This window comes from Caballeronia sp. LjRoot31 (genome assembly GCF_964253885.1).
GTDB lineage: Bacteria > Pseudomonadota > Gammaproteobacteria > Burkholderiales > Burkholderiaceae > Caballeronia.
In genome coordinates this window covers 4,025,998-4,042,898 of the sequence record NZ_CAXURX020000001.1, presented here as the reverse complement: position 1 = coordinate 4,042,898, position 16,901 = coordinate 4,025,998, and the positions used below count along the sequence as shown (strand labels likewise).

The 16,901-nt window shown below is 60.4% G+C and carries 9 protein-coding genes; 2 read left to right on the top strand and 7 right to left on the bottom strand.

Annotation, left to right across the window (positions count from 1 at the left end):
- The first annotated feature begins 389 nt into the window (after positions 1-389).
- Positions 390-4,322, top strand: a complete 3,933-nt coding sequence (gene putA, locus ACSQ8V_RS18080) for a trifunctional transcriptional regulator/proline dehydrogenase/L-glutamate gamma-semialdehyde dehydrogenase (protein ID WP_436206523.1) — start codon at positions 390-392, stop codon at positions 4,320-4,322.
- Positions 4,323-4,415: 93 nt separating this feature from the next.
- A complete protein-coding gene (locus ACSQ8V_RS18075; RefSeq protein ID WP_213765008.1) occupies positions 4,416-5,564 on the top strand; it encodes a branched-chain amino acid ABC transporter substrate-binding protein in 1,149 nt (382 codons plus the stop codon).
- Positions 5,565-5,652: 88 nt separating this feature from the next.
- Here the strand turns inward: ACSQ8V_RS18075 and ACSQ8V_RS18070 are convergent, their stop codons facing one another.
- The 7 genes from ACSQ8V_RS18070 to gcvT form a co-directional block, all read right to left on the bottom strand.
- Complete coding sequence (locus ACSQ8V_RS18070) at positions 5,653-7,344, bottom strand: AMP-binding protein (RefSeq protein WP_436206522.1); 1,692 nt, start codon at positions 7,342-7,344, stop codon at positions 5,653-5,655.
- 94 nt (positions 7,345-7,438) lie between these two features.
- Complete coding sequence (locus tag ACSQ8V_RS18065; protein ID WP_436206521.1) at positions 7,439-9,145, bottom strand: thiamine pyrophosphate-binding protein; 1,707 nt, start codon at positions 9,143-9,145, stop codon at positions 7,439-7,441.
- 541 nt (positions 9,146-9,686) lie between these two features.
- Positions 9,687-11,075 (bottom strand): L-serine ammonia-lyase, encoded by a 1,389-nt coding sequence (locus ACSQ8V_RS18060; protein ID WP_436206520.1) that lies wholly within the window; start codon positions 11,073-11,075, stop codon positions 9,687-9,689.
- 30 nt (positions 11,076-11,105) lie between these two features.
- Complete coding sequence (locus ACSQ8V_RS18055) at positions 11,106-12,209, bottom strand: alginate lyase family protein (RefSeq protein WP_436206519.1); 1,104 nt, start codon at positions 12,207-12,209, stop codon at positions 11,106-11,108.
- A 121-nt stretch (positions 12,210-12,330) separates the two neighbouring features.
- Positions 12,331-15,258: an aminomethyl-transferring glycine dehydrogenase gene (gene gcvP, locus ACSQ8V_RS18050; RefSeq protein ID WP_436206518.1), complete on the bottom strand. Its 2,928-nt coding sequence runs from the start codon at positions 15,256-15,258 to the stop codon at positions 12,331-12,333.
- 62 nt (positions 15,259-15,320) lie between these two features.
- Positions 15,321-15,701 carry a glycine cleavage system protein GcvH gene (gene gcvH, locus ACSQ8V_RS18045; RefSeq protein WP_436206517.1) on the bottom strand — a complete coding sequence of 127 codons (381 nt, stop codon included), beginning with the start codon at positions 15,699-15,701 and terminating at the stop codon, positions 15,321-15,323.
- A gap of 66 nt (positions 15,702-15,767) precedes the next feature.
- Positions 15,768-16,892: a glycine cleavage system aminomethyltransferase GcvT gene (gene gcvT, locus ACSQ8V_RS18040; RefSeq protein ID WP_436206516.1), complete on the bottom strand. Its 1,125-nt coding sequence runs from the start codon at positions 16,890-16,892 to the stop codon at positions 15,768-15,770.
- Positions 16,893-16,901 lie beyond the last annotated feature (9 nt).

Here is a 16,901-nt window from a genome sequence, read left to right as displayed (position 1 = left end):
ATCGTGAGAATTCGGATCAAGATCAAAAATAAACCTAGCTTTTTTACTATATATGTTCGTCGATTTCCAGTCGTTTGCCCAAAAAATTAAATGAGGAATTCAAACATACGAGCGCATTGTTTCCAATATGAAAACTATTCAATAGAGTGATCTATTTTCTTTAAAAATAAATAACATTTACAGGCGGTTTGCGTATGGAAGGGTCAATAATTTTAAACGTTTTGAATTACGAAGATGGCGATTATCGAAAAATCAGAATCTCGAATTAAACGCCACAAAATTCAAAGGTGCAACCGCCTCGAAATCCAGGTTGCACCTTTTTTTTGCACGGGTTACGATTCCGCCACTTTTCAAGCTATCGCCGGTCCGATTCCGGCAAGGAAGGATATATGGCGAGCACCACCCTGGGCGTTAAAGTCGACGATCTGCTGCGTACCCGTCTTAGAGACGCTGCCACGCGGCTCGAACGCACGCCGCACTGGCTCATCAAGCAAGCCATCTTCGCGTATCTCGAACGCATCGAACATGGACAGTTGCCACCTGAACTGTCCGGTGCAATCGGTTCGGCCGATACGCTGGAACCGTCTGCGCACGCCGACTCGGAAGAGGACGGCGCGCCGCATCCCTTTCTCGATTTCGCTCAGAACGTGCAACCGCAATCGGTGCTGCGCGCCGCGATCACGGCCGCGTACCGGCGGCCGGAACCGGAGTGCGTGCCGTTTCTGATCGGACAGGCGCGGTTGTCGGCCAACGTCGCCGCCGAAACGAATGCCATGGCGACAAAGCTTGTCGAAGCGCTGCGCAAGAAACAGACGGGCGGTGGCGTCGAAGGGCTGATCCATGAGTTTTCGCTGTCCAGCCAGGAAGGCGTCGCGCTGATGTGTCTCGCGGAAGCCTTGCTGCGCATTCCCGATCGCGCCACGCGCGACGCGCTGATCCGCGACAAGGTCAGCAAGGGCGACTGGCGCTCGCACATGGGCCAGGCGCCGTCGCTGTTCGTGAACGCGGCGACGTGGGGCCTGATGATCACCGGCAAGCTGGTGACGACGAATAGCGAAGCGGGGTTGTCGTCGGCGTTGACGCGTTTGATCGGGCGCGGCGGTGAACCGCTGATCCGCAAGGGCGTCGATATGGCCATGCGCCTGATGGGCGAGCAATTCGTCACGGGCGAGACGATTTCGGAAGCGCTGGCTAACAGCCGTAAGTTCGAGGCGCGCGGTTTCCGCTATTCCTACGACATGCTCGGCGAAGCCGCGACGACCGAAGAAGACGCGGTTCGCTATTACGCGTCGTACGAGCAGGCGATTCACGCGATCGGTAAAGCGGCTGGATCGCGGGGCATTTACGAAGGCCCGGGGATTTCCATCAAGCTGTCCGCGCTGCATCCGCGTTACTCGCGCTCGCAACAGGAACGCACGATGACCGAGTTGCTGCCGCGCGTGAAAGCGCTGGCGCTGCTCGCGCGGCGTTACGACATTGGCCTGAACATCGATGCGGAAGAAGCCGACCGGCTTGAAATTTCGCTCGATCTGCTCGAAGCGCTGTGCTTCGATCCGGAACTGGCCGGCTGGAACGGCATCGGTTTCGTGGTGCAGGCTTATCAAAAGCGCTGCCCGTTTGTTATCGATTATTTGATCGATCTGGCGCGTCGCAGCCGTCATCGGATCATGGTTCGGCTGGTCAAAGGCGCTTACTGGGATTCGGAAATCAAGCGCGCGCAAGTCGATGGCCTCGAAGGCTATCCGGTCTATACGCGCAAGATCTATACGGACATCTCGTACGTGGCCTGCGCGAAAAAACTGCTCAGCGCGCCCGATGCCGTGTATCCGCAATTCGCCACGCACAACGCGTTCACGCTGTCGGCTATTTATCACCTCGCCGGCGGGAACTATTACCCCGGTCAGTACGAGTTCCAGTGCCTGCACGGCATGGGCGAGCCGCTGTACGAAGAAGTCACCGGACGCGACAAGCTCAACCGGCCGTGTCGCGTCTATGCGCCCGTTGGGACGCACGAAACGCTGCTCGCGTATCTCGTGCGCCGGTTGCTTGAGAACGGCGCGAATACGTCGTTTGTGAACCGTATCGCTGACAAAGCGATTCCGGTCAGCGAGCTCGTGCAGGATCCTATCGATGAAGCGTCCAAGCTCACGCCGCTCGGTCTGCCGCACGCAAAAATCGCGCTGCCGCGTCAGTTGTACGGCAACGAGCGCCTCAATTCGATGGGCTTCGATTTGTCGAATGAGCATCGGCTGGCGTCGTTGTCATCGGCGTTGCTGGCAAGCGCGAATCATCCGTGGCGCGCGGCGCCGATGCTCGAAGCCGCTGACGTAGTGGAAGGCGTCGCACGGGACGTTCGTAACCCCGCCGACTTGCGCGACCTGGTTGGCACCGTAGTTGAGGCTACATCCGAGCAGGTTGCTCTCGCTCTGAGTAACGCCGTTGCCGCAGCGCCGATCTGGCAATCGACGCCTGTCGATGAGCGCGCCGATTGCCTCGCCCGCGCGGCCGATCTGCTCGAAGCGCAGATGCATACGCTGATGGGTCTCGTCGTGCGCGAAGCGGGTAAATCGCTGGCGAATGCGGTATCGGAGATTCGTGAGGCTATCGACTTCCTGCGTTATTACTCGGCGCAGATTCGCAGCGAGTTTTCCAACGATACCCACCGTCCGCTCGGCCCTGTGGTTTGCATCAGCCCGTGGAACTTCCCGCTCGCGATCTTCATGGGACAAGTGGCCGCAGCACTCGCCGCCGGTAATCCCGTGCTCGCGAAACCGGCCGAACAGACGCCGCTGATCGCAGCGCAGGCAGTGCGGATTCTGCGCGAAGCCGGCGTGCCGCCGGGCGCGGTGCAACTGCTGCCGGGCAACGGTGAAACCGTGGGTGCGGCGCTGGTCGCTGACCCGCGCACCCGCGCCGTGATGTTCACCGGTTCGACGGAAGTCGCGCGCCTGATCAACAAGACCTTGTCCGACCGGCTCGACCCGGACGGCCGGCCGATTCCGCTGATCGCGGAGACGGGCGGACAGAACCCGATGATCGTCGATTCGTCGGCGCTGGCCGAGCAAGTGGTCGCGGACGTGCTGCAATCGTCCTTCGATTCGGCCGGTCAACGCTGTTCGGCGCTACGCGTGTTGTGCCTGCAGGACGACATCGCGGATCGCACGCTCGAAATGCTCACCGGCGCCATGCGGCAACTCGCGATGGGCAATCCCGACCGCCTTTCCACCGATGTCGGCCCGGTGATCGATGCCGAAGCGAAGCAGAGCATCGACGCCCACATTGCCTCGATGCGCGAGAAAGGCCGCAACGTCGTGCAGTTGCCCATGCCCGATGGCTGCGCGCAAGGCACGTTCGTCCCGCCGACGCTGATCGAACTTGATTCCATCGACGAATTGAAGCGCGAGGTCTTCGGCCCGGTACTTCACGTAGTGCGGTATCGCCGGGCGCATCTTGATAAACTGCTCGACCAAATCAAGGCGACGGGTTACGGGCTGACGCTGGGCATCCATACGCGTATCGATGAAACCATCGCGCACGTCGTCAGCCGGGCGCACGTGGGCAACATCTACGTGAACCGGAACGTGATTGGCGCGGTTGTCGGTGTGCAGCCGTTCGGCGGCGAAGGTTTGTCGGGTACGGGACCGAAAGCGGGCGGCGCGCTTTATTTGCAGCGGCTCCTCGCCAAGCGTCCGACGGGCTTGCCGAAATCGCTGGAAAGGGCGTTGATCGTGGATCAGACGGCTGCGAACGAAACGCCGGCTGCGCTGACCGCGTTGCGCGACTGGGCGATCGCCGAGCGCGATCCGCAAACGGCGGCACGTTGCGAAGGCCATCTGCAACACGTGATGGCCGGTGCGACCGCCGTGCTGGCAGGCCCGACCGGTGAGCGCAACACGTACACGCTCGGCGCACGCGGCACGGTGTTGTGCGTGGCATCGACGGCAAGCGGCGCGCGCGCGCAACTCGCCGCCGTGCTCGCCACGGGCAACAAAGCGCTGTTTTCCGGTGCGGCGGGTGAACAACTCGTAGCGGCGTTGCCGGCGTCGATCAAGGCGTATGCATCGACGAGCAAGAGCCAGGACGCGGCCTTCGATGCGGTTTTGTTCGAAGGCGACAGCGACGAATTGATGGCCTTGGTGAAGGACGTCGCGAAACGCCCGGGACCGATCGTCTCGGTGCAGGGTGTGCCGGCGGGAGCATTCGCCGACGACGCGCACGACGGCGAGCAGGAATATGCGCTCGAACGGTTGCTGACGGAACGCTCGGTGAGCGTGAACACGGCGGCCGCGGGCGGCAATGCGAATTTGATGACGATCGGCTGAGCTGTATTCAGCACGGCGGGTTGGCTCAAACAAACGGCAGCAGGCACGGCGATCCCGGCACACGCTGCCATCTACCAGAGAATCAGGAGAGTTATGGATTACACGATGAAGAAGCTGGCAGCAGCGATGTGTGTTGCTGGACTGTCGCTCGCGGCAACGGCTCAGGCGCAAACGGCTGAGGACGTGAAGGTAGGATTCGCCGGCCCGATGACCGGCGCGCAAGCGCACTACGGCAAGGATTTCCAGAACGGCGTGGTGCTCGCGGTTGAAGATTTCAATGCGACCAAGCCTGTGATCGGCGGCAAGCCGATTCGCATCGTGCTCGATTCCGCTGATGACCAGGCTGACCCGCGCACCGGCACGACCGTGGCGCAGAAGCTCGTTGACGACAACGTCAAGGGCATGCTCGGTCACTTCAACTCGGGCACGACGATCCCCGCTTCGCGCATTTACGCGAACGCCGGCATTCCCGAAATCGCAATGGCGACCGCGCCGGAATACACGACGCAAGGTTACAAGACCGCGTTCCGCATGATGACTTCCGATACGCAGCAAGGATCGGTAGCCGGCGAGTTCGCGGTGAAGACGCTGAAGATGAAGAAGATTGCGATCGTCGATGACCGCACGGCTTATGGTCAGGGTCTCGCCGACCAGTTCGAGAAGGCTGCGAAGGCATCGGGCGCGACGATCGTGGATCGCGAATACGCGAACGACAAGGCTGTCGACTTCAAGGCCATTCTGACGAAGATCAAGTCGTTGAATCCGGACCTCGTGTACTACGGCGGCGCCGATTCTCAAGCTGGCCCGATGGTCAAGCAGATGAAGACGCTGGGCCTGCGCGCGCCGTTGATGGCGGGCGAAATGGTCAAGACCGATACGTTCCTGAAGATCGCAGGCAATGCGGCTGACGGCACGGTGGCATCGCTGGCTGGTTTGCCTCTCGATGAAATGCCGGGTGGCGCGGCTTACGTTACGAAGTACAAGGCGCGGTTTAACGAAGACGTACAAACGTACTCGCCATACGCGTATGACGGCGCAATGGCCATGTTCACGGCGATGAAGACCGCCAACTCGACGGACCCGGCAAAGTACCTGCCGGTGCTCGCTAAAACCGACATGCCGGGCGTGACGTCGAAGGCGCTCGCGTATGACTCGAAGGGCGATTTGAAGAACGGCGGGATCACGTTGTACAAGGTCGTCGACGGCAAGTGGACGACGCTGCAAAGCGTGGGTGGCAAGTAAGGTTTAGTTTGATGTTGTGAAGATGCGAAGTTATGAAAAGCCCCGTACGCGCTTCGCGCTGCGGGGCTTTTTCGTTGCTTTTTCTCGGCTACGCGCCGAAATCCTCTTCCCAGTATTCATTCTCCCGGCGTGCATCGCTGCCTCGCGCTTCTTCGGTTTTCCTTAGTTCTACGCGACGAATCTTGCCCGAGATGGTCTTCGGCAATTCATAGAACTCGATACGTCGAATGCGCTTGTACGCCGCCAGTTTCTGCGCGGCGAACTTCAGGATTTCACCGGCGGTTTCCCTCGTCGGTTCATATCCGTTGCGCAACGCGACGAACGCTTTCGGTACCGATAAACGCAGCGGATCCGGACTCGGAACCACCGCCGCTTCGCCCACCGCCGGATGTTCGATCAGCACGCTCTCCAGCTCGAACGGACTGATACGGTAATCCGATGCCTTGAATACATCGTCGGCGCGGCCTACGTAGGTGAAGTAACCGTCGTCGTCGATGGACGCGACATCGCCCGTACGATAATGACCGCCGCGCATCGCTTGCTGCGACTTCGATGGATCATCCACGTAACCGTCCATCAAACCCAGCGGCTTGGGGTCGAGGATCAACGCGAGTTCGCCTTCCTTGGCGGGGTTGTCGTCGTGATCGAGCAGCGTGATGCGATAACCGGGCAATGGCCTGCCCATCGATCCCGGCTTCATCGGTTGACTCGGCGAATTCGCTATCAGCGCCGTTGTTTCGGTCTGGCCGAAACCATCGCGTAACGTGAGGTTCCAGGCTTTTTTCACGCGCTCGATAATCTCGGGATTCAACGGCTCACCCGCGCCGACAACCTCGCGCAAGTGCACCTTATACGCCGATAAATCCTCCTGGATCATCATGCGCCAGACGGTCGGTGGCGCGCACAGCGTGGTGATCTGGTGCTTGACGAGCGCCTCCAGCGTGGCCTTCGCGCTGAAGCGCGACGTGTTGTGGATGAACGCGGTCGCGCCCGCATTCCACGGGGCGAAGACACAACTCCACGCATGTTTTGCCCAGCCGGGCGAACTGATGTTGAGATGGACATCGCCGGGTTTCAGGCCGATCCAGTACATGGTCGACAAGTGCCCAACCGGATAGCTCTGATGGCTGTGCAGTACGAGCTTCGGGCGGCTCGTGGTACCGCTCGTGAAATACAGCAGCAGCGGATCGGTCGCGAGCGTCCTGCCTTCAGGCTCGAACGAGGGGCTTTCGTTGAAGGCATCGGCGAAGTTCAGCCAGCCTTCGGGCAACGTAGCGCTCTGCGGAATGGCGACCGCTATGCGGGTTTTGGTTTTATCGATGGAATCGAACTTCGCGGTTTCACTCGATGCCACGATCACATGCTTCACTTCGCCGCGCGTCATGCGGTCGGCAATGTCCGCTGGCGTCAGCAACATGGTCGCTGGAATGGTGACGGCGCCGAGTTTCATCGCGGCGAGCATGGTTTCCCAAAGCGCCGGCTGATTTGGCAGCATCAGCAAGATCCGGTCGCCTCGCTCGACGCCTTGCTGCCTCAACCAGTTGGCCAACTGATTCGATCTCGCCGATAACTCCGCAAACGAGAGCTTCGTCTCGTCTCCGTTCTCCTCGACCACCCACAGCGCGGGATCGAGATTGCTGCGTGCGTATTCATCGAACCAGTCGAGTGCCCAGTTGAACTCCGTCAGTTCGGGCCACGCGAAGTCTTTGTACGCGGTGGCGTAGTCGTCGCGATGACGCAGCAGAAAGTCTCTTGCCTGCAGAAATGCTTGCGATGCCATGGTCTTGCGTCTCCTGGATTTTGTTCGCTTTCGCGTGAGCCTTGATCTGGCTCTTTTGTGAGTGTCCGTGGCCGTCACTGTGCGTGGTGGCCGTTCACTTCTGCCGCAATTTCTCCCCTTGTTGCCTTACCTGATCCAAGGTTGCTGCCGGGGTACTCACATCTTTCGGAATCCTTATTTCTATCACTGACGGCAAGCCTGTTTTCATCGCGCGCTCGAATGCGGGCATGAATTGCGCCGTCGATTCCACCAGTTCTCCATGCGCTCCGAATGCGCGCGCGTAGGCCACGAAGTCGGGGTTCGTGAGCGCCGTGCCATGCACGCGGTTCGGATAGTGGCGTTCCTGATGCATGCGGATCGTGCCGTATTGCTGGTTGTTGACTACCACGAATATCACCGCGAGCTTGTACTGCATGGCCGTGGCCAACTCCTGGCTCGACATCATGAAACATCCGTCGCCCGCAAATGCGACCACTACCCGGTCCGGATACAGCGACTTCGCCGCGATAGCCGCGGGCACGCCATAACCCATCGCGCCGCTTGTCGGCGCGACCTGCGAGCGGAAATGCCGATACGCATAGTGCCGATGCAGCCACGTCGCATAATTTCCGGCACCGTTCGTCACGATGGCGTCGGCGGGAAGGTGTTCGCTGAGTTGTTCCATGATCTCGCCGAGCTGGACATCGCCGAGCATGGGCCGGGGCTTGCGCCACGCGAGATACGCGTCATGCGCTGCTTCAATAGCGCCGCTCCACGGGATGACCGCGGGCGGTTTGAGTGCCACGAGCGCTGACACCATCTCCGGCATGCCTGAAACGATCGGCAGATCCGCCGAATACACGCGCCCGAGTTCTTCCGCGCCTTGGTGCACGTGGATCAGCGTTTGTTTCGTCTTGGGGATATCGAGCAGCGTGTAACCGCCGGTTGTCGACTCGCCCATTCGGGGACCGAGGACCAGGAGCAAATCGGCATCGCGGATGCGTGCGGCGAGGGCGGGATTGATCCCGAGGCCGACATCGCCGGCATAGTTCGGATGGTTATTGTTCAGCGTGTCCTGGAAGCGGAAGGCGCAGCCGACGGGCAATTGCCACGCCTCCACGAAACGCGCAAAATCCGCCGTGGCTTCGGGCGTCCAGCCGCTGCCGCCGGCAATGACAAAGGGTTTCTTCGATGCCACGAGCATCTCGTTCAAACGCGCGATCTGCGCGGGCGCCGGCGAGGCTGCCACACGTTGATAACGCGGCGCACCGGGCACGGCCTCGCACGCGTCGCTCAGCACGTCTTCCGGCAACGCCAGCACGACGGGGCCTGGCCGGCCGGAGGTTGCGATGTGGAATGCATGGCTCAGATATTCGGGGATACGGCGTGGATCGTCGATTTGGGCGACCCACTTCGCCATTTGCCCGAACATGCGGCGGTAGTCGATTTCCTGGAAGGCCTCGCGGTCCATGTGTTCGCGTGCGCATTGGCCGATCAGCAGGATCATGGGCGTGGAATCCTGGAATGCCGTGTGGACGCCGATGGAGGCATGCGTGGCGCCTGGGCCGCGGGTGACTAGTGCCACGCCGGGGCGCCCGGTCAGTTTGCCGATCGCTTCCGCCATGTTTGCCGCTGCGGCTTCGTGGCGGCAGACGATGGTCTGGATGCGGCTGGTTTCGTCGTGGAGGGAATCGAGGATGGCGAGGAAGCTTTCACCGGGAACGCAGAAGACGCGTTCAACGCCGTGGGTCAGGAGTGCATCGACGACCAGGCGCGCGCCGGTGGTCGGAAGGGTGTTGGGGGACGAGACAGCAGATGTCATGCGATGAAATCTCCCGGAAGGTTTCGCGCGGACGGCGATGGGCATTGGATTTCATAGCTTACGCTTGAGCGGGGCGCCGGCGCTAGGGAGGGGTTTTGCTGGTTATGTTCTGGCTATTGATTTTTCGAGGGGTATAGACGGAGCGCGCAGATATTGATGATCGGTTCTCCGCGGATAGCGCGGGGTGTTCCTTGGGCAGGTTCAATCACTGGTGGCGAAGCGTGTGGGTATCGGTGTTCGGAGAAGGAGGGTTTCACACATCCGTGGCTCTGGCGAGCACCGTGCTTTTGGGGCACCCATGAATGAAAACTGCACGCTGTGGACACTTAGGGTAGCGTGGTTGAAAGCGTTTTCTTTGCTTCGTTTCTTTGTCGCTTTGGACAAAGAAATGACGTGCCGCCACGCACAGTGGCTAACAGTGATAAAGAGAAAATCCGACTCTCGCAGACCGCTAAGGCCAAAAGCACCACCCCGGCATAGACCCCAACCACCGCCCCAAAACCCCGCTCGGCCCAAAACCCCGTCCACCGGTGCGAACAAACTAACACTCGACGATATTCACCGCCAGCCCACCCCGCGACGTCTCCTTATATTTCGTTTTCATATCAGCCCCGGTTTGCATCATGGTCTTGATAACGGAATCGAGCGATACATAATGACTGCCATCCCCGCGCATTGCCATGCGTGCAGCGTTCACCGCCTTCATCGACCCCATTGCATTACGTTCGATGCACGGAATTTGCACCATCCCGCCAACCGGATCGCAGGTCAACCCGAGGTTATGTTCCATCCCAATCTCGGCGGCATTCTCAACCTGCGTCGCCGTTCCGCCCATGACCGCCGCCAACCCGGCCGCCGCCATCGAACACGCAACCCCTACTTCGCCCTGACACCCAACCTCGGCGCCTGAAATGGAAGCGTTCATCTTGTACAGAATCCCGATAGCCGCCGCCGTCAGCAAGAAATCAATCACGCCCTGCGCATTCGACCCAGGCATGAACCTATCGTAGTAATGCAGCACCGCCGGAATAATCCCGGCCGCGCCATTGGTCGGCGCCGTCACCACGCGCCCGCCCACCGCGTTTTCCTCATTCACCGCAATGGCGTAAAGATTGATCCAGTCGATCATGGAAAGCGGATCGCGCAGCGCCTGCTCTGGCTTATCAACCAGCGCCCGATACAACACCGGCGCGCGCCGCTTCACCTGGAAAGGACCGGGCAGGCAACCATCGGCGTCGGGGTTATCGATTCCGCAACCGCGCTTCACGCACGATTGCATCACGTCCCAAATGCGCAGCAATCCCGAACGAATCTCGTCTTCGCTACGCCACACACGCTCGTTGTCCCACATCAATTGCGCCACGGATTTCCCCGTTTCACGGCACAACGCAAGCAATTCATCGCCGGACTGGAACGCGTACGGCAACTGTTCAATAGCGGTCAGCACCTTCACATTCGATGCCCCCGCCGTCACCACAAACCCGCCGCCCACCGAGAGATAGGTCGAGTAGCGCAATGACACGCCGTTGGCGTCGAAGGCGTGGAGTTTCATGCCGTTCGGATGCTCAGCCAGCGCCTGCCGCAGAAAAACAATGTGTTCCTTCAACACAAACGGAATCTCATGACGACCCAGCAACATGAGCTTTTTCGTCGCGCGGACGGTCTCAAGACGCGTGCTGATCGTGCCGGCATCGACCGTATCCGGCGCATCGCCCATCAAGCCGAGCATCACGCCGCGATCCGTACCGTGACCCTTGCCGGTTGCGCCGAGCGAGCCATACAACTCGCATTTCACGGTCGCCGTGGCGTCCAGCAGCCCATCGCGTTCGAGCCCTTGCACGAACATCAGGGCGGCTCGCATCGGCCCGACCGTATGCGAACTCGACGGACCGATGCCGATTTTGAAAAGATCGAAAACGCTGACTGCCATGACTGCTCCTGCAAAGGTCGTGCTAAAAAATCAGCGTGCCGGCAACGGCAAACAAACCGCAAGCCAGGCCGGCGGCGTAGGCGCCAGGCGCAGCGAAATGGGCGTGTAACGCCCGTCGAGCCGCGCCGATAGATGAAACAATTCGGCCGCGTGTTTCGGATCCCACGTACCCGAATAACCGGGCAAGCCGGCCTCGCGGCGGGTGGCATCGAAGGGCACGCTCGAACGAACAAATTCCTCGTGGGTGCGCGTGCCGAGTGCATAGGGCGTGAGCCAGTTCAGCGCGGCGGCGAGGGTCGCACCCGACTGCGCGCGCTCGCTCAGCCAGTTGCGGTTATGACGACGCGCGGCGAGCGCGGCTGTGACCAGCGGCTGCAGGTCGTAAGTGACGTAATGCAGCGCGTCGCGTTCGGCGAAATCGACGGTCGAACCGTCCGGCGCAATGTTGTCCCCAATATGCTCCACATACAGACGCTGCGCCGCGTTAATCAACTTGCGGTCATCGATAGTGAACGCGCCCATCGCGATCAACTTGATCCGGTGACTCTGCCAGTTGTTTCGATACGTGCCGGTCAATGGACGCTTTTGTTTATCGATATCCGCTACATATCCCGTCACCATCTTCGCGATGAACGCGTTCGACGCATTCCGCGTTTTTACCGGCAATGCGCTCGCGGTCAGGTCGTAGGCGAGGATCAGCGACTCGAAATTCGTTTCATCGATAGGATTAAAACTCGGCTGATACGTCGTGACCCACGCGAATAAAAACCGGTCGACAAGACGTAAATACGCTTCGTTGCCGGTCGCGCGCCACGCAAGCGCGGCATCGCGCATCAAGTCGAGATCCTTCTCCGCTTCTTCGCTTTCGTCGCGAATGCCCTGATGCGGCAACGTGCCTTCTGTATGAAGCGTCGCCCGCGCTTTTGGCTGGTCGTTCAGCCGCGACTGCACCATCTTGACCAGTGCTTTCACACCCGGATCGGCATTCGTGCGCTCACTGTTCTGCATCGCGGGCGCAGCGCAAAAATTCATTGCGGCGAAGGCGCTCTGTGTGGTCAACGCCGTTGCTGCAAGGGCCGCGATCATCGCCGGAATACGCCACGTTTTACTCACCACTCGCACCTGTCGCGCCATGCAAAACTCCCTGATTGGCTTGGTTCGGGTGAGATGGTATCTGGTGTTGCGTGACTCCGGCAAAACTGTCCGGCTATCAGGAAAGCCGGACAGTTGAAACGCGTGCCTATTTAGCGTCCATTTATTCGCCGTATTCGGACAACGGAATGCACGAACAGAACAGATTGCGGTCGCCGTAGGCGTTGTCGGCGCGGCCAACCGGCGGCCAGTACTTGCGCGCGATCAACGAAGTCAGCGGATACGCCGCGGTTTCACGCGAGTAGGTGTGGCTCCAGTTATCGGCGACAACAACCGCTGCGGTATGCGGCGCGTGCTTCAGCGGATTATCTTCGCGATCCGATTTGCCTTCCTCCACCGCGCGAATTTCATCGCGAATGGCGATCATTGCATCGATAAACCGATCCAGTTCTTCTTTTGATTCCGATTCCGTCGGCTCGACCATCAGCGTGCCCGGCACCGGGAAGCTCATGGTCGGTGCATGGAAACCGTAATCGATCAGGCGCTTTGCCACGTCATCGACCGAAATGCCGCTGGTTTCTTTCAACGGCCGCAGATCGAGAATGCATTCGTGCGCGACAAGACCGCCTGCGCCGCTGTACAGCACGGGATAATGCGGCGCGAGTCGCTTCGCCACATAGTTTGCTGCGAGGATCGCGCTTTCGGTGGCGTTCGTGAGGCCTTGCGCGCCCATCATCGCGATGTACATCCATGAGATCGGCAGGATGGCGGCTGAGCCATAAGGCGCCGACGATACCGCCCCAATCCCGGCTGCATCACGTTGGTAGCCAGTCGAATGCTGGTTCGGCAAGAACTTGGCCAAATGCGCGCCGACCGCGACCGGACCCACGCCCGGTCCGCCGCCGCCATGCGGAATGCAGAAGGTCTTGTGCAGGTTCAGGTGCGAGACATCGCCGCCGAACTGGCCCGGCGCGGTGAGGCCGACCATCGCGTTCATGTTCGCGCCATCGACGTAAACCTGACCGCCATGCGCGTGCACGATCTCGCAGATTTCGCGCACGTTCGCTTCGAACACGCCGTGTGTGGACGGATACGTAATCATGATGGCTGCCAAATTCGCAGCGTGCTTTTCGGCCTTCGCTTTCAAGTCGGCGATATCGACGTTGCCTTGTTCATCGCACGCAACGACCACGACCTGCATGCCTGCCATTTGCGCCGATGCCGGGTTCGTCCCGTGCGCCGACGACGGAATCAAACAAATGTTCCGATGCCCTTCGCCACGCGACTCGTGATACGCGTGGATGATCAGCAAGCCGGCGTATTCGCCTTGCGAGCCGGCGTTCGGTTGCAGCGAGACAGCCGCGTAACCGGTACAGGCAACCAGCATTTGCTCGAGCTGGTCGATCATCGTGCGATAACCCACCGTTTGCTCAGCCGGCGCGAACGGATGAATCTGCGCGAATTCGGGCCACGTCACGGGCAGCATTTCGGACGTTGCGTTCAGCTTCATCGTGCACGAACCGAGCGGGATCATCGTGCGGTCGAGCGCGAGATCCTTATCCGCCAGACTGCGCAGGTAGCGCAGCATTTCATGCTCGGAGTGGTGACGGTTGAACACCGGATGCGTGAGATATTCGCTCGTGCGTTCGAGTGCTTTCGGCAGCGAGACTTTCGCGTCTGCATCTAACGCGTCGATATCGAACGTTTCCGTCTTGCCCGCCACTTCGGCGAACAACGCGAAGAGCTTCAGGAGATCGTCGCGCGTGGTGGTTTCATCGACGGAAACGCCTACGTGCGTTGCATCGATATGGCGAAGGTTCACATGCACCGCCGACGCCGCCTGATGCAGCGCCGTGGTATTCGTGCCGCTGACGATGGTGACGGTATCGAAGAAGGTCTCGTTGGCGAGCGTGTAGCCGAGTTTTTGCACGCCGGCGGCGAAGATCGACGCCACGCGATTCACGCGCAACGCGATGGTTTTCAGGCCCTGCGGCCCGTGATACACGGCGTACATGCTGGCCATGATCGCGAGCAACGCCTGCGCCGTACATACATTCGATGTCGCCTTTTCACGGCGGATATGTTGCTCGCGGGTTTGCAGCGCGAGACGCAGCGCGTGCTTGCCCTGGGCATCGACAGTCACGCCGACCAGACGGCCCGGCATTTGCCGCTTGAAGTCATCGCGTACGGCCATGTACGCCGCGTGCGGACCGCCGAAACCAACCGGCACGCCAAAGCGCTGCGTATTACCGATAGCCACGTCCGCGCCCCATTCACCCGGCGGCGTAAGCAGCGTGAGCGCGAGCAAGTCGGCGGCCGCGATCACAAATCCACCGGCGGCGTGCACCGCTTCAGTCAACGCGCGATAGTCATGCACATCGCCATTCGCGCCCGGGTATTGCAACAGCACGCCGAATGCGTTGGCCGTGGCTGCGTCGGCGGCAGGACCGACTTTCACTTCAATGCCAGCCGGTTTTGCGCGCGTGCGCACGACTTCGATGGTCTGCGGCAGCACGTCGTCGGCGACATAAAACAGGTTCGATTTCGGCTTGCCCACGCGTTGCAGCAGTGTCATGGCTTCGGCGGCGGCGGTCGCTTCATCGAGCAACGACGCGTTCGAAATCGCGAGCCCCGTCAGGTCGACAATCATCTGCTGGAAATTGAGCAACGCTTCCAGGCGGCCTTGCGAAATCTCCGGCTGATACGGCGTGTAAGCCGTGTACCACGCCGGGTTTTCAAGCACGTTGCGCAGGATCACCGCCGGCGTGTGCGTGCCGTAATAACCCTGGCCAATATAGTTCCTGAACACCAGGTTCTGATCCGCGAGTTTCCTCAAGGACGCCAGCGCTTCCGCTTCGCTTTTCGGCTGCGTGAACGCGCCGAGCGGCAGCGTTTCGTGGCGTCGAATGGCCGTAGGAATCACCGCGTCGATGAACGCCGCGCGCGACGCGAAACCAAGCGCTTCGAGCATGGCGTGCTGGTCGGCCGCATCCGGGCCAATGTGCCGCTGGGCGAACGCATCGTGGCATTCGAGCGCGGCGAGGGACAAGGATGAGCGGTTCATCAGACGGTCCGGGTATTCGAGCTTCATGAGAATTCCTGCTGGTGCGGCGGCTTTTTATAAAAAGCACGCCGCACGATCGTTGAAAAGTTTTACTCGCCGATCGAGGTGCCGTATGCACCGGCATCGATCAACCGATCTGTCTTGGCGTCGGCGGCGGGCTTGATCTTGAAGAGCCAGCTTTCGTACGGCGTGCCGTTGATCTGGTCCGGCGTGCTGGTCAGCGCATCATTCGCGCCGACGATTTCGCCGGCCACGGGCGCGTAGATATCGGATGCTGCTTTCACCGATTCGATCACCGCGATGGCGTCGCCGGCGGCAACGGTTTTACCCACCGGCGGCAATTCGATGAACACGACGTCGCCCAGTGCTTCCTGTGCGTGATCCGTAATACCGATGGTCAGCGTGCCGTCGGATTCGGTGCGCACCCATTCGTGCGATTCGGTGTATTTGAGGTCGGCCGGGATGCTCATGCGGATGCTCCAGTTGTCTTGAGAGTGGGACGTGCGCCGCGTTTTCAGCAGGCGCTTGCGGGCTGTTTAAAGCGACGCCAAAACCTTGCCGTTGCGCACGAAAGGCAGTTTTACCACGCTTGCCGGCAGTTGTTTGTCGCGGATGACGACATGCACTTTGTCGCCCGGTTTCACGCTCGCCGGCACCCGGGCGAACGCGATGGATTCCTGCATCGACGGCGAGAAAGTGCCGCTCGTGATCTCGCCTTCGCCATCGGCTGTGACGACTTTTTGGTGGGCACGAAGCACGCCGCCGGCGCGGCCGTTTTCCTTCTGCAGAATCAAGCCGACAAAGCGCGCCTTCGATCCATTTTTTTCCAGCGCCGCACGGCCGACGAATGCGCGATTTGCATCGTTCAAGTCGACGGTCCAGGCGAGGCCGGCGTCGAGCGGCGAAACCGTGTCGTCCATGTCCTGGCCGTAGAGGTTCATGCCGGCTTCGAGACGCAGCGTGTCGCGTGCACCGAGGCCTGCAGGTTTAACGCCCTGCGCAATCAATGCGTTCCAGAACGCGACCACTTGCGTAGCCGGAACCACGATTTCGAAACCGTCCTCGCCGGTGTAGCCGGTGCGCGCGAGCATGATGTCGCCGAACGAGCTGACCGGGAATTGCACGGCGTTGAAGGGTTTGAGTTCTGCGGTGGCGTCGCGCGTTTCCGGCAGAACTTGCCAGACTTTTTCGCGTGCGTTCGGTCCTTGCACGGCGACGATCGCGAAATCGCGGCGCGGCGTGATGGTCAGTCCAAAACCGCCTTCGGCATTCAGATGGCCAAACCATGCGATGTCTTTCTCAGCCGTGCCGGCGTTCACGACGACGCGATAGTTGTCATCGGCGAAGTAATAGACGATCAGGTCATCGATCACGCCGCCTTCCGGGTTCAGCAGGCACGAATACAGCGCCTTGCCGGGAACGGTCAGTTTGTCGACGTTGTTGGCGATTGCGTACTTGAAGAACTCGCGGGCTTTGTCGCCGGTGAAATCGACGACGCGCATGTGCGACACGTCGAACATGCCGGCGTCGGTGCGCACCGCGTGGTGTTCGTCGATCTGCGAACCGTAATTGACGGGCATGTCCCAGCCGCCGAAATCGACCATGCGTGCGTTGAGCGCAAGGTGAGCGGCGTGCAAAGGCGTGTGTTGAAGATCAGACATGGAGCGGGC